The following is an 18802-nucleotide window of genomic DNA, read 5'->3' on the forward strand; positions in this document are numbered from 1 at the left end:
ATTGGTGTTGTGTTAATCGGGTGCACTGATAATGTTCTGTACACCCGAATTGATCTATGCGGAATTTGTGTGGTAGGAGTTAAAATTATAGTTAGAAAGGGCGTTATTCCTCTCGTCTTAACTCCAGACGTTGAGATTCACGTATACGAAAACGCCGCTTGTTTTCTCGCTCTCCATGAATACGTACTCGCTCACCAGATTGCATACCTTTCTGCTTTGCCTCTTTGGCGTCGATAAAGTAGTAGTCACCGGTAGTTTCGTCTTTTACGGAGAAGCGGTGATCCACTTCTCCTGTTTGAAAGTTCTCGGAGATCTCTTCCTCTAACACGCCAGTTACAGTCTCTTCGGCAATCGCTGAAGAGGAAAGGGCGAGAAGTAGGGCTAAGGGTAGATTTTTCATTGCGGTCTTACTCCCCATTAAATTATTCATCGTAAGTTACAGAAACAGTTGCAGAGTTGTTGCTGTTGTCAGTGGTTAGGAATTCAATAGTGATCCCAGCAGATGAGTCAGTAAAGCTGTCCCCGGTAGTTGACAGTGTGGCTACCTGGTTGGCGGTAACATTGTTATTACTGGTGCCGCTAAGATAGTGAACCGTTACCGCATTTTCGTGGTGTGGACGGGGGTTGAGGGTGTCGTGCTCGACGTGGTATTCGATGTAATAGTAGTTTTCTCCATTCCTGCTACCAATACTTTCGGCCTTTAAGAGTTGAGGTAGATCGCTACTAAGCTCACCAGCAGTAAGTTCTATGGCTTGAAACTCAATATTAGTGGTGCTGCCTGCGACTGCCTCAATAGTTTCAGTGTATCCGGGGAATGAGTCATACCAGCCCATATAGTCACGATGGCCGCTTCCAAAGAGTCGTGATTGCCAAGCATTGCCCATTAGGGAGCCGTCACTACCATATTCACTCTCACCGCTATCGTTGGTATCCCCATCATTATTATCGTCATTGCCGGCGTGGCTCAGGCCAATATTGTGCCCAATTTCATGGCCCATAATCAGTTGATCACTATCTGCAATTATCATGCTCCAGCGGCCTCCGACAGAGGCGACTCCCGTGCCAACCAGTCCCGCACTGGCCGCAGCTTCCGGGAAAATGTAGACCCGATGACGCCAATCGTTGAGCTCTACGGGCTGGTTGTTGGAGTCTAGGTAATTGCTTTCGATCCAGCTGGTTGCCCTATCTCTCCATGTATAGCCGCTATCGTTATATTCACTGCCCGAGCGAGATTCCGCATCTTCGATGCTCAGTACACCACCATTCTGGCTGTCGGCAATGCTGTAGGTAAAGCAGTCTATAGAAGTGCTCTCATCATTGTCTTCACCGTAGCAGTATTGATCTAGTGAAGTGTCATTGCTTAGATGGCGGCTGAACTTTAGTTGTCCCAGGGAGTTTTCATGGTAGGCATTATCAAGAGAATCTGTGTCATTGAAAGCCATATTTGCAATTTGGGTAATGCTTAGATCATCTTCTACGGCGGCATCTGAGAAGTTCATAAAGATAAAGACAATGCTGCTTTCTGTGGCTTCGATGGTTTGAATAGAGAACACCACGGAGAGGGTGCTGCCATCGGTGAGCTGGAAAGAGATAGTGTCCTCCACGGACTCACCATCATTCAAACTCTGGGAACTGGTGTTTAATTGATATTCCCAGTTTCCACTTTCATAGAGAGTAAAATCTCCATAGCTTCCGGCCACACTGCTGGCTTGAAAAGTGGGGCTATTACTATCGGTATCTTCGAGGCTGAGAGTGCCACTGGCATACTCTTGTGTCCCTACGATAAGTGATGCCAGGGGACTACTGGGGTTAAAAGTGTAGCCCCCCGTTTCTTCATCACTGTCGTCGTCCCCGTTATCGGAATCATCAGAACCACTGTTGTCTCCGCCGTCGGTACTTGTTTCGGTTTCAGTAGTCTCATCGTTGGAATTACTACTGCCGGATCCTCCTCCACAAGCTGTAAGGAGAACCGATAAACTGAATGCTGTAAGGAATTTTAGGGTATCAGGCATGACAAACTCGACGTATTTCTTAATCTAATTGAGCAAGGCGATTTGTAATTGATGGACAGCTGCTCAGTGGCCCGGTTCCTGCTGATTATTAGTTAAATAACTATATTTGGATTCTGGGTCACCTAAGGCAAAATAGCTATCGCTTTTTTGGCAGGTTGTGACGGTGTTGGATCAATTGCTATTAGCGCCTGTAAGTAGTGTGAACCCCGTTTGAGCAATTGATGACAGGGTTCAAAAAGTTAACTAGGTGTAATGAGTAGGATAAAGGAATGAGACCTATATTTGAACGTAGAGTGCACTTAACCCCATTTGCTTTTTTGCACAGGTGGGAGTCTGAAATTGGGGTGTTTTTAGTTGGGGTTGATTAGAGGGAAATATGGATGTTGTCTTTCGTTGAAACAATCAAAGAAGGTGGAAGGAAGGGTAGGTTAATTGTTGTTGTGGCCGGTATAGGACTTTTGATCGCCGTGATATATCAACTGGCTACTCGCCTAAACCTTAATACAGCTTATTCTGTCGGAGAGATTATAGACTCACTTCATGGGGTAGAAGTTTATTACAATGGAGGAGTTAATAATGTTGAAGAGCGCAACACCTCGGAAGACGGTTATAATCTTGGCCTGAGGTACCAGTGTGTTGAGTTTGTTAAGCGCTATTATTACGAGCGATTTGGGCATCGAATGCCGGATACATTTGGACATGCTAGAGATTTTTTTGACCTGACAGTCCAGCACGGGAGTGTGAATACCAAAAGAGGATTACTGCAGTTTCACAACCAAGGTAATACCCCTCCGAATATTGGCGATATCGTTGTTTATAGCTCCTCCCTTTTTAACCCTTATGGCCATGTAGCTATCGTTTCTATGGTAGATATAGAGAATGCTACCCTGGAGATTATTCAGCAGAACGCGGGTCCATTTTCTCCCTCCCGAGAGCGTTACCCACTTATTTTCATGCCCTCAGGGCAATGGTATGTAGAGAATAACCGTATTCTCGGATGGTTGCGCAAAGAGTGATCAACTTTTCAGAGGGTTATTTAATGGATAACCCCCTCCATTAATCTCGGTCAAAAGCCATTTATCTGATTCCAGTACCGTTGGTCTTATCCGATGGTATGGGCCTGGAAGGTTGGTAGTGTGCTTCCCACGAATGGAGGCAACTATGAAGCTATATTCTCTTTGGGCGCTACCTCTACTGATTGGTAGTGCTACTAGCCAGGCGGATGCCCTTGAATCACAGTGGGAGCTGGCGATGACAGCCGCTTATGATCGCGCTTCTGATAGCTCACTTTTTGAGGCGCAATCAAGTGTGTCTCGGCAAGCTTTACTACAGGGGGCACTACAGTATGAAGCTTGGGAAGGGCAGATCTCTGCATTCCACCAGGCAGAGCGCGGTGGCAGTGAAGACTTAGAGTTGGTAGTTGAGGAGCTTTTCTGGCAGGGGAGCTGGCAGGACTGGGATTGGTTGCTGGGCAAACGCCGCCTGGACTTTGGTGTTGGTTATGGTCATCGTCCGCTGGATTGGTTTCTACCCATAGAGCGGAATCCGGTATCACTTCAAGTGAGCGAAGGAGTTGGGGTGGTGTCTGCCAGTCGTTTCACTGAGAATGGAGAGCTAAGTGTAATGCTGGTGGATGCCGGTATCAGCCAGGCCTCTGGGGGTGACCACCCAAAGGGATTTGCCATGCGCTGGTATCAGCTTGGAACTAGTGCAGAGTGGCAGTTACTGGGTTACATGGATGATCAGCGAGGTATGAACTTAGGGGGAAGCTGGGTTAATACTTATGGAGAGCAATGGGAGATCCATACAGAATGGCGCTACCAGCAAGAATACTGGCGCTGGCGAGCCCCAGCTTTGATGGCTATGCCAAAACAGGAGCAGATGGATGATGGCTGGCAAGCTCTTATAGGGATGACATGGGCAAACAGCATTGGGCATTCGGTTATTTTAGAGTACTGGTTTGATAGTCGGGCCTGGGGGAAAAGCGAATGGGAGCAGGTGTTTGATAACAGCCTGTGGTACCAAAATCAGGGAGTGCAGTGGGATGGCCTCCGCCAATCCTCAGCAATGGCCTTTTTAAGTGATAATACCCTGAGGCACAATTTACTTTTACATTGGACGCTTACCAATAATGAGTACCATCCAAAAGTAGATTTAATATACACGCCTGAAGATGGTGGCCTTATTTTAACTATCGGGGGTGAGAGGGAGATGGCGGACGATTGGATACTTGGAACATCCGTAAGATATTTTGCTGGTCCTGATGAGTCTGCTTTTGCGCAGCTTCAAAACCAGGCTGTATTTACCTTGAGTACGACTATTGTTTTTTGAGTGGAGTTAAGGGTGAATCTGTTAAGAGAGTGCTTACGTACATTGATAATTTGTGTGGTGGTGGCGGTAATTACCCAGGCTATCTGGGGGGGGAGCTATGCAGTTCACGGCGTAATTTCTCTGGCGTATGGATTTATAGCGACATCCACGAGGCAGGTAGTCGAGTTTTTCAAGCCCACCTGGCCCTCAAAAGTAAAGTATGCGGTAGTGAGTTTAGCGGCAACTGTACTGGGGACTCTACATGCTTGGTGGTGGATATCGGGTTTTGGGGAGTTTCGGGCACTTGATTTTTTAATTATTGCCATTCTTCTTTCCATTTTTCTCTATCAAGTTCATCTTAACCGGGAGCAATCTCACCAGCTTGAGAGGGAACGTCAGGAAGCTGAATTGTTAAAGCTTGAACAACAAAAGACTCTTGCTCAAAGCCAGCTAAAAGTGCTGCAAAGCCAGATAGAGCCTCATTTTCTTTTCAATACTCTGGCCAATCTAAAAATGCTAATTCGTCACGACCCTCAAAAGGCAGAAGACCTACTGGATAACTTTAGTGATCTCTTGCGAATTAGCTTGAAAAAATCCCGTTCCGATCAGGTATCTTTAAAGGTTGAGCTTAGCAGTTTGAAATGCTATTTAGAGATTCAAAAGATACGCCTGGGGGAAAGGTTAGAGTATGAAGTTGATTTATCAGGGGATGTGAGTTTAGAGACATTTGTTCCCCCGTTACTTGTACAACCCTTAGTCGAAAATGCAATTTTTCATGGCATTGAGCCTGCAGCCAAAGGTGGACTGGTCCGGTTGCGGGTGAAACAGAAGGAAGGCCAATGGGTTATTGAGGTGGAAGATAATGGTGTGGGACTCACTGCTGGAGCTAATAAACTTAGCTCCAGCAAACACAATGGGATTGCGCTAAGCAATATTAGGGAGCGACTTTCTACCCTTTACCAAGAGCGTGGTAAGCTACTGATTCAAAGTAATAATCAGGGCGGAGTAACTGCCCGTTTGGAGTTTCCATGCGTGCCATAATTGCAGATGATGAGCCTTTATTGCGTCACCATCTCGACCAAATGCTTGCCGATATTTTTCCTGAGCTTGAGGTTATTGGTAAAGCCTGTGATGGTAACGAAGCGTTAGCTCTGTGCCAGCGAGAGGAGCCTGATGTGGTTTTTCTCGATATTCGTATGCCTGGAATGGATGGTTTGGCTGTTGCTGAGGCTCTTGGCAAATTACAAACAAATCCTATTGTTGTTTTTATCACGGCCTATGATGAGTATGCTGTAAGTGCTTTTGAGCATGAGGCAGCCGACTATCTGCTAAAACCTATTGATGACAAGCGATTGGAAAAAGCTTGTGATCGTATTCGGCAGCGCCTGAGAGACCGGGAAGAGGGTAACCTAAAGTCAGGACCTGATATTGAGGCGTTACTGAGGCAGCTTTCCTTAAGCAGACCTGAGTACCTTCGTTGGATTAAGGCAAGCAAGGGAGAAGATATTCATCTGATTGCCTGCGATGAGGTTTCGGCATTTGTGGCAGAGGACAAATATACGACGGTTTACTCTGGTCAGGGTGAGCATATTATTAGAACCCCACTAAAGGAGTTGTTAGCTCAGTTGGAGCCAGATTTATTTTGGCAAATCCACCGTTCTACAATTGTCTGTGTGAAGCGCATTCAAAAAGTATGCCGTGGAATAACTGGCGGTGTATCTGTGGTGATGGATGACGGGCGTCAATATACGGTGAGTCGCAGGGCTGCTTCGTTGTTTAAAACAATGTAGCGATTAACAATTTATATTTATCTTAACTTAGGGGGGGTAAATTAATCCCTCCAATTAAATTGATATGTATGTCAGAGATTCATATCTGCTACCTAAGATTTAGTAACTTTACCCCCCCCCTTATTTTTGAAGGCCGGACACTCAGGTTGGTTTGGTATCGATAGATCTTTAATCTAAATGCACAAACTGCCGCTGATCAAAGGAAGGGTGATAAGGCGGGGTTACGATAAGAGAGTATAGCGTTAAAGATGATATTGGCTTTATTGAATTGCTATTAAAGCTGTGCTTGAAACTTAGTGTGATTTTAATTGCTAAGACTTTAGGATGGTTGCTTTTTGGGGTTGAATTTGGACGCTTGTTTATATATTTGCATGCTATTGCTATATAGTTTGACTATTAATCTTGTGTGAGCTGAGGGGGTTGTTTTTGTAATTGTCGGTAATTTACTTTAGGAGTTTGATTGGCATAATTGCCCGCGACTTGAGGGGTGGAGTGTTTTTTTGATTGTAGATTAACTATTTTGGTGGATTTGAGTTTGTTCATACCTGGTGCTTGAGATTCTATCTGGAGGTCTATTTTCTGCTCTTTTGGTTTGTTAAATAGGCTAAGATTTTTCTTTATGGTTTTTCTGTTTTAGACCACTTTCTTAAATGGCTGGGAAGGTATATATGCTGCCTTCTTTCCGAAAGTGCGTAATCTATTTTCCCTCTTGTAATGGCAGGTATTCTGCTGTGAGTGCCTGTGTGTAAATTTTCTCCGATAATTAATGGAATAATTATGTTGGATAGTTATAAGTTGGATTCTTCTTCTGTAGAAGGAGTTGAGGATCTAATTGAGGTAAAATCTCCCTACTTTGCACTAGAGGCTTTACATTTTGACGTTGACGGCTGGCTTGTTGCTAAAGTGCCTGTACAATGTCAAAGTACATATGAAAGTAGTTTAATGGATGTCGCGGAGATTGGTCGACACTTGGCAATTTTGGGCTCTTGTTTTGGCGCTTTGGCCAATCCAGTGAGATCCAAGCATTATTACCTGGCGCGCAAAGCTGATTTGAAAACTTATGATAGCTTTGTTTCTGATATGCGCCCTGATCACCTTCTGGCCCGAACCAAAGCCGTATTTACCAATAAGAGAGAGTTGGTTGCTGAGGCTGAATTGTTAGACCCTGCCGGTGAAGTGGCGGCACGACTTAACGTGAAATATTATGTAATACGGGAGCGATCTTTCCATAATATATATAGTGATAGTATCCATGATATCACTCCTGTTATTAGCGATATTAATCCTTACTCCAAAAGTATTGATATTAATGTACATAATATTGATCTAATGTCTCTGACGGCAAGTATCGGTAGAGTTACTCCAGAAATGTGCATGGGGCATTTTGATAGGGTGAAAGCGTTGCCCGTTGCTATTGCCTCGCAGAGCCTTATTAAGTCATGTTGTATATTTTTGAGGCGGTTGACAGGTGAAGATAGTGCTCGTTTTATAGTTACCTCTGCGGATTTGTGTGCGGACAACTTAGCGCTGGCAGGGCAAGATGTAGATATAAAAGTAGAACTCTTAGATGTTGAAAACGATGTTTTTATTGTTCGTACTATAGCTACAAATAATTTGGGACAGTCTGTCGGTGAAATGACCACCCATATTGCAATGGTGGATTAGTCTTTGTAAATTTCATTCGATATTTTATACAGATCAAAGGAACTGCTCTTTTGGTCTGTATCCACTCTATGTGCATCGCGCACTCTTATTAGTATCAATTTAGATACCAAGTCTTCAATGTTTTGGCGATTATGCAGTCTTTACTAATTGGTACTCTCTCCTGAGTTTAGACGCTTTAACGATAGTATCTCTTCGCGTGCAGTAATTTTCCACCTATCCACCCTCTAGGGAGCCTCTGAATAACTCCGTAATGCCTCTGCGGGTCTTGAAGGCTGCAGATGTTAGGCGCAGCTCGCCGCGAATGGCCGTAGCCCTTTGCAAGAGCTGCAACGCAGCAGCTGTGGCCTTCAAGGCCCGCCCTTCGGGGCTTGCAGAGCGATTCACACTCCGCGTTGCGACTTCTTGAAAGGTCTAGACATTCCTGCGAAGCCGCGCCTTGATTGTGAACCGCTCTGCATGCCAGAGGTATCGCGGAGTTATTCAGAGGCTCCCTAGAGCCATTCAGCATAAGTTTCTGCCTCTTATCCTCCAGAAAGACAGTTCATCGCACTGTCCTGAATGATACTTGGATGCTAGGTAATCTATCAGAAATTCAGAAGCAAGGAGAAGTGTAATGAAAAGGTTACTTGTAATAATGGTTTTAAATCTTGGGGTGAGCGTTTCATCCCTTGCTGCCCAGGACGCACAAATGGAAGGTTTGTACCAAAAAGCGGCAGCGCAGGGTGGGGCGGCGATAGAGGACTCCTATGAGGCTTTTAAGATATTACAGAAAGATAACCCTTCTGATCCTATTGTACTTTTTTACCTGGGGGCTAGTGAGACTCTAATGGCAAAAGAAAGCTGGTTGCCCTGGAGAAAGGTCAGTTATGCAGAGAATGGAATTGCCCGTATGGATAAGGCGCTCACCATAATTGAAGAAATGGATAACCCTGGTCGTTCCTCTCAGGGGATGCCTCAAGACTTGCTGCTCAAAGGAATTGCTGCAACAACTTTTACTAAGGTGCCAAAGTTCTTTAATTCTTTTGACCGTGGGTTTGAACTTTATCATGAGTTGATGGGTGATCCACGCATGGGATATATGCCGCCAGACGCTACTCACTGGATTTACTGTGGCGCATTGCAGGCTGCAGAGCTTGAGGGTGACAAGGAGTTAGTGAATTTATGGGGAGCAAAGGCTGAGAGTCATGGCATATCAAATCCATGTGGTGATGTTAAAAACTCTGACTAATAGTACGAACAGGTAGTGAATCTATGTTACAGCTCACTCATATTGAAAAGACTTACATTTCCGGTGAGGTTCAACTTCGGGCGCTAAAAGATGTGAATCTGGATATTCGAGCAGGCACTATGGTAGCTCTGTGCGGACCATCGGGGTCTGGTAAAAGTACCTTGTTAAATATTTGCGGGCTACTGGATCATGATTACAGCGGAGAAGTCTGCTTTGCCGGCGAGGTGCTGAGAAAAAGCCATCGGCAATCAATGAAGATCCGTCGTACCCAGTTGGGTTTTGTATTCCAAAAGTTTAACTTGGTTCCGGTAATGACAGCCTTTGAGAATGTAGCCTTTCCACTTCTTTTAAATGGAATGAAAGAAGGTGAAGTAAGACGGCGTGTAATGGGCATGTTGGATCATGTCGGGCTGTCCCAGTTTTCCAACTACAGGCCAGATCGACTTTCAGGTGGACAACAGCAGAGAGTAGCAATCGCTCGAGCACTGGTGCACCAGCCTAAACTAGTAATTGCCGACGAACCTACGGCCAGCTTGGATAGTGTTACCGCACAACAAATTATTGAGTTAATGAAAAATTTAGGAATGGAGCAAAAAACAGCTTTTATTGTTGCCAGTCATGATGATCGAATGACTCGTCATTGTGATAGAGTTGTTGAGCTGAAAGATGGTGTAATTCTGCAGGAGAGTGCTTTATGCGTCGCTTAAAAGTCGCGGTTTTAAATTTATTGCGCAATCGCCGCAGAAGCTTTCTTGCCGTTGCAATAATTTCCATTGTGGTGACGGCCTTGATGACCTCCGGAGGTTTTGGCCTATTTACGTATCAATCCCTTAAAGAGAACGCGGCGCGTAGTGAGGGGCATTTGGTGCTAACACAGCCGGGATATTTCTCTTCTGATGAGGATTTTCCTCTTCAGCTGGGTTTAGATAATGCCAATAAGTTACGTAGGGACTTGTTGGTTGGGGAAAATGTGAAGGCTGTGCAGCCTAGAGTTTATCTGCAAGGGCTAATTTCCAATGGTGATAAATCTACTATTTTTTTAGGTCAGGGGATATTGCCAAGTGAATTTCGGGTGAAGGGGCCTTTTCTAAATGTCACTGAGGGCAGTATTTTATCAAACCGTGAAGATGTCAGTGATCCTGAGATTATGCTGGGTAAGGATCTCGCAAGAAATCTTAATGTAAGCCCTGGGGATTATATTACTTTAATGTCCTCTACCGTTCATGGGGCTCTCAATGCAATGGATTTTAAGGTTAGGGGAGTTTTCGGGACGGGTGTTCCGGATATGGATAAGCGTCAAGTATATATTTCGGTTCAGGCTGCGCAGTTCCTGTTAGATAGTGAGCGGGTCTCAACCATGGCAATCTATGGCTACAATCTTGATAAGACAGCGAGTTTGCAAGAAAAACTGCGTGAGTTAGTTCCAGAGCTGGAAATTACCACTTGGGAGGATCGTGCCTTTTTCTATCAGGGAGTAAAGAATCTTTATGACCGAATTTTTGGGTTGATGGGGATCATTATGGCGTTGGTTATCTTTGTCTCGCTTTTCAATACGCTGGCAATGTCGGTAACAGAGAGAACACGGGAAATAGGTACCCTGTCCGCATTGGGTGCATCCAAAGTGGAATTGATAACAGGGTTTATATTGGAGGCTTTAGTACTTGCTGTAGTGGGTTCTTTAGTAGGTGTTATTTTGGCTGGTCTGATAAGCGCCGGGTTGATGATGTTTGATATTACTATGCCGCCACCTCCGGGAAAAACAACGGGATATCCTTTGACTGTTTATTTCTCTATTAACTTGGCTTGGATGATTTCGGTTGCAATAGCTGCGATATGTGTTTTTTCATCCTTCCTTGCGGCGCGGAAAGGTGTCAATAAACCGATTACTGAGGCATTGGTCCATGTATAAATTAAGATTAGGCAGAGTTAGCTTGGCGATTGGTTTGTTGCTGATGTTCTCTCCCTTTGTTTCAGCTGGGACTGAGGAGAAGGAAAGTCATTTTTCCGCTGTACAGGTAGAAAGCATGTTGGCCAAAGCCGATTCCTATCGTCTTGGAGAGTCATCTTCAAAAGTTGTCACCAACATCCAGGTTTTTAAACAGGGAGAGTTAGAAAGCGAAGATCGCTACCATGTTTATACTCGCCCTGAGAGAAAATCATTGGTGGTATTTAAAGGTGTTGGTGAAGAGGGGCAAAAAATGCTGATGCTGCAGGATAACTACTGGCTATTGATGCCCCGCAGCCGCCGCCCTATCCGCATTACACCTATGCAAAGATTGCTGGGGGAGGCTTCAATTGGTGATATCGCCACTTTGACTTGGAGCCAGGACTATCGGGGGCAATTCGAGGCAAGTGAAATTCTAAAGGATAAATTGACCCACAAACTTCAGCTGGAGGCAAAAACCAAAGGAGCCAGCTATCAAAAGATAACATTGTGGCTTGATAGTGAGAGTCTCTTCCCAATCCAAGCGGAGCTTTACTTGAAATCTGGAAAATTGGCTAAGGTTGCGCATTTTGTATCGGGGATAAAGGATGAAGAGCTATTTGTGCAGGAGATGGTTTTAGTTGATAGCATCAAGGCTACCACTGAAACCAGAGTTCACTATGAAAGTAGTACTGCGCATCAGTTAGCGGAAAAATTCTTCAATCCGGCATACTTGAGTCGACAGTCAAAAATGGATCTGTGAGAGTGGATCTGAGCGGGTAACTTCCTCTGCCAGTATCAATTCCGATACTGGCAGAGGTGCGGAAAATTAGGCTGCCTCAATTGATGTTATTTGAATTTTCCGCTCTTCGGAAAAAGCTCTATCAAGCTCTTCTGCCTCCCTGAGACGTTTTATTTTATCAAAGAACAATTGGGCTTCAGGAAAAGCCAATTTCAAGTAAGCGAGCCATTGCTTAATACGATTGCCCAGATACTTGGAAGGGTAAACTTCTCGGGTGGTTTGATAGTAACCCCAAAGAATTTCAATAATCTCTTGCCAGCCCATTGCTGTATAGCTCTCACCTAAGCAGTAGGCTTTTATCTGCTTGCCCAAATCTGGCCTGGCTAGCAGGCTGCGACCAAACATAAATGCTTGGCATCCGGTTACTTCACGGCAGCGTTGAAATTCCTCAAGTGTCCAGATATCCCCGTTGGCAATGACTGGGATTTCGAGTTTTTGGCGAATTTCACCGATGTATTCCCAGTAGGCTGGGGGTTTATAGCCATCGACTTTGGAGCGAGCGTGTACTGCCAGTTCATTTGCGCCGCCAGCTGCTGCGGCCTGGGCGTTATCCATATAGCTAGAGCGATCATTAAAGCCCAGTCGGATTTTTGCGGTGACAGGGATGTTTTCCGGGACAGCGCGGCGAACCGCTCCTACAATAGCTTCCACTCTGTGAGGGCTTTGCAATAGGCAGGCGCCACCGTCGCTGTTATTCACTGATTTTGCAGGGCAGCCGAAATTGAGATCAATTGCTGTAGCACCGAATTCAACTGCTTTTACTGCATTAATTGCCATTGCATTGGGGTTGCCGCCTAACAGCTGTAACCGTACTGGAATCCCGCTTGGGGTCTTCGCACCTTTGTCGACCTCTGGGCACAAGCGGGTGAATACTCTGCGAGGCAAGCGAGTATTAGTGACACGAACAAACTCTGTAACACAGATATCGACCCCTCCAATGGCGGAGAGCAGGGCGCGCACGTGATGGTCGATTACCCCCTCCATTGGTGCCTGGTAAATCGTAGGTTCTGGGGTAGGTGTCTTGTCGGTCATAAGTCAGTTGAGAGGTAAATCATAAATCTAAAGGCGCATATTCTATCAGCAAGTTATTGTAATGGCGCAAAAACGATCATTCTTCAGTGTATAAAAGTAGGAGAAATAAACTCAGCCTATTGATGTTTCGCACCAAAATTGGGCGTGGTAATTTAGACCCCTCCGTTGCCCCTGAAACCAATAAGTGTTTGATTTTAAAAGCAACTTGTATTGATAATAGAAAAATATCAGCATTTTGGAACTAACGAATTTTTTCCTGTGTGCCCGCTCTTTTTGGGGGAGGATCAGGTGCAGCGGCGGTTGAAATTACCGGTCTAGGGAATAAGATTCCGATGTGCAGAAATTTGGGACGGCTGGGCTAAGTGAGATTTTCCCGGGCAAGTTTATTGGTTGTACGACATAAATTTGTTTAATTGTGAGCGAAGATTTTACATACGCACAAAATATCAATTGGGGTGTTTCAGCTGTCCTGAATAAATAGATACGTAAATTCATAGTGTTACGGGCACAGACGAAACCGTCCGGAATGGCTGGTTTTATTGCCTGGTGCCAGGGGGAATAAACAGTGCAAGAAACACTTTTGCAACAGGGGCTAGATATCACCCTGTTTGGTATGGGAATTGTTTTTACTTTTCTGCTATTGCTGGTGATCGGTACCGGTATTATGTCGAGAGTCATCTCCCGCTATTTCCCCGAAGCGGAGCCCGTATCCCACGCGCCTTCCCCAACCGCTGGGAATGATAAGGCCCATTTACATGCGGTGATTAAAGCTGCGATCGAACAGCATCGCAAAAGACGCTAACCGCCAATCGCTTCCAAACAATTTCCAATAATTTCTGCCGAGAGAGATAACCCATGACTGAGGTTAAAAAGCCATTGGGGATTACCGATGTAGTCCTGCGCGATGCCCACCAGTCACTGTTCGCTACCCGACTGCGACTGGACGATATGCTGCCGATTGCTGAGAAGCTCGATAAAGTTGGCTTCTGGTCCCTGGAGTCCTGGGGGGGCGCCACTTTCGACTCCTGCATTCGCTATCTCGGCGAAGATCCCTGGGAGCGTATTCGCGAACTGAAGAAAGCTATGCCGAACACGCCTCAACAGATGCTGTTTAGGGGACAGAATATTCTCGGCTACCGCCACTATGCGGATGACGTGGTTGAGAAGTTTGTAGAGCGCGCTGCAGTCAATGGGGTAGACGTGTTCCGCGTGTTCGACGCGATGAACGATATGCGCAACCTGAAAACCGCACTGGCTGCGGTGAAGAAACAAGAGAAACACGCTCAGGGCACCATCTCCTATACCGTGAGCCCAGTACACACCATGGACTTGTGGGTGGATCTGGGGCGCCAGATCGAGGATATGGGAGCAGACTCCATTGCGATCAAGGACATGGCCGGTCTACTGCGCCCCTATGAGGGGTACGAGCTGGTGAAACGTTTGAAGGCCGCCGTGGACATCCCCATCCATATGCAGTGCCACGCTACTACCGGTTTATCTACGGCTACCGCTCTCAAGTGTATCGAGGCGGGTATCGACAACGTGGACACCGCGATCAGCTCTATGTCCATGACCTATGGTCACAGCCCAACCGAAGCGTTGGTGGCCATTTTGGAAGGCACTGAGCGGGACACCGGGCTGGATATTAACCTGCTGGAAGAAATTGCGGCTTACTTCCGTAACGTCCGCAAGAAATACGCGAAGTTTGAGGGCTCCTTGAAAGGCGTGGACTCCCGCATCCTGGTGGCCCAGGTGCCGGGTGGCATGCTCACCAATATGGAGAGCCAGCTGCGCGAACAGGGCGCCGGGGATCGCTTGGATGATGTGCTAGAGGAAATCCCGCGGGTGCGTGAAGACCTGGGCTTTATCCCGCTGGTTACCCCCACCTCCCAGATTGTGGGTACCCAGGCGGTGCTCAATGTCCTGACTGGAGAGCGTTACAAGTCGATCTCTAAAGAGACTGCCGGAGTCTTGAAAGGTGAGTACGGTGCGACGCCTGCTGAAGTTAACCAGGAGCTGCAAGTCCGGGTGCTTGATGGCGCTAATCCGGTTACTTGCCGTCCGGCGGACCTATTGGCACCGGAGTTGGACAAATTGACTCTGGAGCTTCAAGAGAAAACCGGTGAACAGGATGTAGTCTTGACCGATGGTGAGGGGGAGATCGACGATGTGCTTACCTATGCACTCTTCCCGCAGATTGGCCTGAAGTTCCTGAAAAACCGTGGTAATCCAGAAGCTTTCGAGCCAGTACCTACCGGTAATGAAGGTGCTGCAGTCAAGAACGACAAAGGTGAAGAAGTTTACACCGTGACTGTAGAGGGACAGAGCTACACCGTCACTGTGGCCGATGGTGGCGACTTAACCAATATTGCTCCGGTGTCTGGTAGTGCTTCTGCACCAGCAGCTGGTGCACCTTCCGTGCCCGCCACCGGCGGTGAGCCGGTTAATGCGCCTCTCGCTGGAAATATCTTCAAAGTAATGGTGAAGCCTGGGGACCAGGTGAGCGAAGGTCAGGCGGTGTTAGTACTGGAAGCGATGAAGATGGAAACTGTGGTGAGTGCCCCTCGTGCCGGTAACGTCGCCAGTGTGGCAGTAAAAGAAGGCGATTCAGTGGCGGTGGGTGATGCCCTGCTGTCTATTGCATAGCCAAAGGTAGGAGTCACACGTGGATAATCTGATTACTCTTTGGCATTCCTCCGGTGTCGCGCAGATGGCATCGGGCCAGTTCATTATGATTTTGGTGGGCCTGGGCCTGCTGTTTTTGGCCATTCGCAAAAACTTTGAGCCCCTGCTTTTGGTGCCTATTGGTTTTGGCGGAATCCTGGCCAATATTCCTGGTGCCGATTTGGCACTCTCAGCCGCAGAGACAGCCCTTACCCAGGGAAATGGAGCTGTTTTGGCGCAAATGGCCCAGATCCTGGGCCTTGATAGTACTTCAGCTTTACCCGCGCTAAAGGAAGCTCTGGCCAGTGCGCCGGCAGCCGTGCAGGTACAAGCAGCTGAGTTTGCCCGGGATGCCGGTTTCAATAACGGTATGCTGTATAACTTCTATTCCGTAGCTATTGCTTCCGGCATTGCGCCGTTGGTAATTTTTATGGGCGTAGGAGCTATGACCGACTTTGGTCCGCTACTAGCCAATCCGCGCACCTTGTTCCTCGGTGCAGCGGCCCAGTTTGGGATCTTTGCCACGGTGCTCGGTGCTGTGGGTCTCTCGGTAGCGGGAATCATGGACTTCTCAATCGCCGATGCCGCTGCGATCGGTATTATCGGTGGAGCAGATGGTCCCACAGCTATCTATGTTTCCAGCCTATTGGCCCCGGACCTGTTGGGGGCTATTGCTGTAGCAGCTTATTCGTATATGGCGCTAGTGCCTATGATTCAGCCGCCGATTATGCGAGCCCTGACCACTGAGCAGGAACGCAAAATTGAAATGGTGCAATTGCGTCATGTGAGCAAGCGGGAAAAAATTGCCTTCCCGATGTTGCTGCTGATTTTGGTGGCCCTGTTCCTGCCAGCTGCTGCACCGCTGTTGGGTATGTTCTGCTTTGGTAACTTGATGCGTGAGTGCGGAGTCGTTTCCCGATTGTCGGACACCGCTCAGAACGCGCTGATCAATATCACCACTATTTTCCTGGGACTTTCCGTTGGTTCGAAATTGGCGGCAGACAAATTCCTCGATCCTAAAACCCTGGGTATTTTGGCTTTGGGTATTGTGGCGTTTGCGATCGGCACTGCGGCTGGCGTGTTGATGGCTAAGTTGATCAATGTATTCAGCAAGCACAAGATTAACCCATTGATTGGTTCTGCCGGTGTTTCTGCCGTACCTATGGCTGCGCGGGTGTCCAACAAAGTGGGACTCGAATCCAATCCTCACAACTTCCTGTTGATGCACGCAATGGGCCCCAACGTAGCCGGTGTTATCGGTTCTGCGGTGGCTGCGGGTGTGATGATCAGTATGGTGCGGAGCCTTACTGGCGGGTAATCAAAATCCATGGCTTTGGAAGAGAGGGCGAACAGTGTTCGCCCTTTTTTGTTGACCTAAAACAAATGCATTTTGTCCGCTTTTGCTGGTTAAAACAGATCCTTCTGATTTAAATAATGTGAAGAGGCAGTCATAGCGGAGTAGGTATGTTAATCCGGTCAACAGAGCATCTCCATCGATAGAATTCATTTTGAGTTAAGGTTAGTTGCGCTATATTCCTCCCAAAATGTTTACTGGAATAAAAATTCATTAGGAAGTAACCCCAATGCGTAGTTTGCCATTCTTAATTGCTTTTGCTCTTTTCTCCACTAGTGTATTTGCACATGATAATCATCAAACTGCGGAAGAAGTCCGCCAGTTAAAGAAAGAGGTGGTTAAGCTCCGTAAAGAAGTACACTCTGACCACAAACAGGGTGTTGGAGCTGAAAATGTTCGTGACTTAGAAAAAGAAGTGATGAGGTTGCGAAAAAATGTCCATCGGCTTCAAGATTTGATTTTGGAATTGCAGGCGAGTATTGACGCTCAGCCCGAACTGGTACCGTCAGCTCCAGTAGAGGAGCGTCCAAAGTGGGCTTGTTATATGAAGGATCCAGTGGCGGGAGGCATGCATTCAAATGGCTTTAGCCGTATTGAGGCGAAGGGGAAATTACTTGAACTCTGCACCCAACGCAGTGGTTTTTGCTCTGAGTCAAGGATCAAGTGCTCTGAATAGATGAACTGTTGAATTGGTTTGTGAGTGTTAGGGGAAATTCAGTTTATGAAGCCTGCTGAACTCCCCAATTCCGCCCACCCAATCAATAGTATCAAAAACTCACATTTAACTGTGTGAAGTGCGCATCAAGCAGCTGAAATAATAAATCACGTCCTTTGCGATGAAGCGCCTCTGGGGAGCCGTGGATTTTAAAGTGTTCGGGAAATAACTTGGCAACATCCGTTTGTGACCACTCTAGATGAAATTGTAATCCCAACACATTTTTGCCAAATATAAACGCCTGATGAGGGCACAAATCAGATTCAGCCAAGCAGCTTGCCCCCTCCGGAATTTCAAAGAAATAACTATGTGCCTGGAACACATTCTCAAAATTAAAATTCAGTGCTGTTGTAGACTTTATAGGTAGCCAGCCCATTTCCTCTTGAGGAAGCTGGCGGACCTCTGCTTCCAATGCATATGCAAGAATCTGTGCCCCAAGGCAGATGCCCAATATTGGGATCGGAAGTTCAATGCAGTTTTTTACCCATGCAATCTCATTGGCAAGCCAGGGGAGCCTTTCGCGCTCACAAACGTTCATCATCCCACCAAGGATAATAACTCCGCTAAAGTCGCTTTGAGGAAGTGGTGATTTCTGAGGGTTAATGATAGAAAGCGGTATTCGCTTCTCTGTAGCCCAGTCATAAATATACCCCGGGCCTTCAGTTTTCTCATGTTGGATAATCAGTATCGGTTTGGTCATTTACTGGAAATCCTGATTTTCAAAATACAGTTCTTCCTTATAGTGGATGCCAGCTTTAGTTAGGCTTTTTGGCCAGCTATCTTTCGAAAGCGGTTTTAAACTGCCGCTATAAATGTCGCTGAAAAAATTATGGTCGGTGCTGACCAGCAGTATTTGGTCGAAGCTGGGGGTGGATGCAATTTCATGCACAAGCAAAGTGTAATTTTTAATAAGTATTAATTGGTAGTGCCCATTTTCTGTTCGGGTAAGGGGGCTGTCCATTAGTCGAGAGGTTACCCGGAAAGTAACAGCTTGCAGCGCAAGTTTTCCTCCTCGTTCAAAATGCCCTGTAAACAATTGGGCGTTAAAGACATTGAGTTTCCCCTCGCGTAGTTCGCGTAAAGAAAATTCCTCTGGAAGCAATGTGACTAACTCGTCTCGCTTGAGAAGGTTTTGCACCTCCTCCTGGTCATCAGTCTCCAATTCCAAAATAACTTGATGGCTGTGTTTTCCGCCATTTAGTGGCATGTGTGTGGCAATAACTTGCTCACCGACGGTAAACAAGGCCATGCCATGAATTCCGATCGAATTGTCACTTTGTGCTAATGAAGGTTGTGCGGAGCATAC

At 46.6% G+C, this 18802-nt stretch carries 18 protein-coding genes; 13 read left to right on the top strand and 5 right to left on the bottom strand.

Going from position 1 to position 18802, the window contains the following annotated elements:
• Nucleotides 1–103 precede the first annotated feature (103 nt).
• Nucleotides 104–400, bottom strand: coding sequence for a hypothetical protein (locus tag ACJJIZ_RS09730; protein ID WP_444896582.1), 297 nt, complete (start codon nucleotides 398–400; stop codon nucleotides 104–106).
• Between the two features lie 22 nt (nucleotides 401–422).
• On the bottom strand, nucleotides 423–2012 hold the full coding sequence (locus ACJJIZ_RS09735; RefSeq protein WP_444916010.1) for a VCBS domain-containing protein: 1590 nt from the start codon (nucleotides 2010–2012) through the stop codon (nucleotides 423–425).
• Nucleotides 2013–2392: 380 nt separating this feature from the next.
• Between ACJJIZ_RS09735 and ACJJIZ_RS09740 the strand changes: the two genes are divergently transcribed.
• From ACJJIZ_RS09740 to ACJJIZ_RS09780, 9 genes are all read left to right on the top strand, one after another.
• Complete coding sequence (locus tag ACJJIZ_RS09740) at nucleotides 2393–3028, top strand: CHAP domain-containing protein (protein ID WP_444916011.1); 636 nt, start codon at nucleotides 2393–2395, stop codon at nucleotides 3026–3028.
• A 145-nt stretch (nucleotides 3029–3173) separates the two neighbouring features.
• A complete protein-coding gene (locus tag ACJJIZ_RS09745) occupies nucleotides 3174–4343 on the top strand; it encodes a hypothetical protein (protein WP_444916012.1) in 1170 nt (389 codons plus the stop codon).
• 207 nt (nucleotides 4344–4550) lie between these two features.
• On the top strand, nucleotides 4551–5363 hold the full coding sequence (locus ACJJIZ_RS09750; protein WP_444916013.1) for a sensor histidine kinase: 813 nt from the start codon (nucleotides 4551–4553) through the stop codon (nucleotides 5361–5363).
• Nucleotides 5351–6112: a LytR/AlgR family response regulator transcription factor gene (locus tag ACJJIZ_RS09755; RefSeq protein WP_444896587.1), complete on the top strand. Its 762-nt coding sequence runs from the start codon at nucleotides 5351–5353 to the stop codon at nucleotides 6110–6112. The genes ACJJIZ_RS09750 and ACJJIZ_RS09755 overlap by 13 nt, the downstream gene beginning before the upstream one ends.
• Nucleotides 6113–6889: 777 nt before the next feature.
• Nucleotides 6890–7777, top strand: a complete 888-nt coding sequence (locus tag ACJJIZ_RS09760; protein ID WP_444916014.1) for a hypothetical protein — start codon at nucleotides 6890–6892, stop codon at nucleotides 7775–7777.
• Between the two features lie 613 nt (nucleotides 7778–8390).
• Entirely contained in the window at nucleotides 8391–9005 is a 615-nt protein-coding gene (locus tag ACJJIZ_RS09765) for a hypothetical protein (protein WP_444916015.1), read from the top strand.
• 23 nt (nucleotides 9006–9028) lie between these two features.
• Nucleotides 9029–9712: an ABC transporter ATP-binding protein gene (locus ACJJIZ_RS09770; RefSeq protein ID WP_444916016.1), complete on the top strand. Its 684-nt coding sequence runs from the start codon at nucleotides 9029–9031 to the stop codon at nucleotides 9710–9712.
• Nucleotides 9700–10914: an ABC transporter permease gene (locus tag ACJJIZ_RS09775; RefSeq protein WP_444916017.1), complete on the top strand. Its 1215-nt coding sequence runs from the start codon at nucleotides 9700–9702 to the stop codon at nucleotides 10912–10914. Before ACJJIZ_RS09770 ends, ACJJIZ_RS09775 begins: the two co-directional genes overlap by 13 nt.
• Nucleotides 10907–11692 (top strand): outer membrane lipoprotein-sorting protein, encoded by a 786-nt coding sequence (locus ACJJIZ_RS09780; protein WP_444916018.1) that lies wholly within the window; start codon nucleotides 10907–10909, stop codon nucleotides 11690–11692. Before ACJJIZ_RS09775 ends, ACJJIZ_RS09780 begins: the two co-directional genes overlap by 8 nt.
• A 66-nt stretch (nucleotides 11693–11758) precedes the next feature.
• On the opposite strand, the gene ACJJIZ_RS09785 is transcribed toward ACJJIZ_RS09780, so the two are convergent.
• Nucleotides 11759–12763 carry a tRNA dihydrouridine synthase gene (locus ACJJIZ_RS09785; RefSeq protein ID WP_444916019.1) on the bottom strand — a complete coding sequence of 335 codons (1005 nt, stop codon included), beginning with the start codon at nucleotides 12761–12763 and terminating at the stop codon, nucleotides 11759–11761.
• Between the two features lie 565 nt (nucleotides 12764–13328).
• On the opposite strand from ACJJIZ_RS09785, the gene ACJJIZ_RS09790 reads away from it, so the two are divergent.
• The 4 genes from ACJJIZ_RS09790 (at nucleotide 13329) to ACJJIZ_RS09805 (ending at nucleotide 17457) form a co-directional block, all read left to right on the top strand.
• Nucleotides 13329–13565: an OadG family protein gene (locus tag ACJJIZ_RS09790; RefSeq protein ID WP_282933580.1), complete on the top strand. Its 237-nt coding sequence runs from the start codon at nucleotides 13329–13331 to the stop codon at nucleotides 13563–13565.
• Nucleotides 13566–13618: 53 nt separating this feature from the next.
• Nucleotides 13619–15409, top strand: coding sequence for a sodium-extruding oxaloacetate decarboxylase subunit alpha (oadA, locus tag ACJJIZ_RS09795; protein WP_444916020.1), 1791 nt, complete (start codon nucleotides 13619–13621; stop codon nucleotides 15407–15409).
• Nucleotides 15410–15428: 19 nt separating this feature from the next.
• Entirely contained in the window at nucleotides 15429–16745 is a 1317-nt protein-coding gene (locus ACJJIZ_RS09800; RefSeq protein ID WP_444916021.1) for a sodium ion-translocating decarboxylase subunit beta, read from the top strand.
• Nucleotides 16746–17010: 265 nt separating this feature from the next.
• Nucleotides 17011–17457 carry a hypothetical protein gene (locus ACJJIZ_RS09805; RefSeq protein ID WP_444916022.1) on the top strand — a complete coding sequence of 149 codons (447 nt, stop codon included), beginning with the start codon at nucleotides 17011–17013 and terminating at the stop codon, nucleotides 17455–17457.
• 91 nt (nucleotides 17458–17548) lie between these two features.
• Here ACJJIZ_RS09805 and ACJJIZ_RS09810 read toward each other — a convergent pair whose 3' ends face one another.
• Together ACJJIZ_RS09810 and ACJJIZ_RS09815 are read right to left on the bottom strand one after the other, a co-directional pair.
• Complete coding sequence (locus ACJJIZ_RS09810) at nucleotides 17549–18196, bottom strand: type 1 glutamine amidotransferase (RefSeq protein WP_444916023.1); 648 nt, start codon at nucleotides 18194–18196, stop codon at nucleotides 17549–17551.
• On the bottom strand, nucleotides 18197–18745 hold the full coding sequence (locus tag ACJJIZ_RS09815; RefSeq protein ID WP_444916024.1) for a hypothetical protein: 549 nt from the start codon (nucleotides 18743–18745) through the stop codon (nucleotides 18197–18199).
• Between the last annotated feature and the right edge of the window lie 57 nt (nucleotides 18746–18802).

The organism is Microbulbifer maximicatervae (SeqCode), from assembly GCF_052467225.1.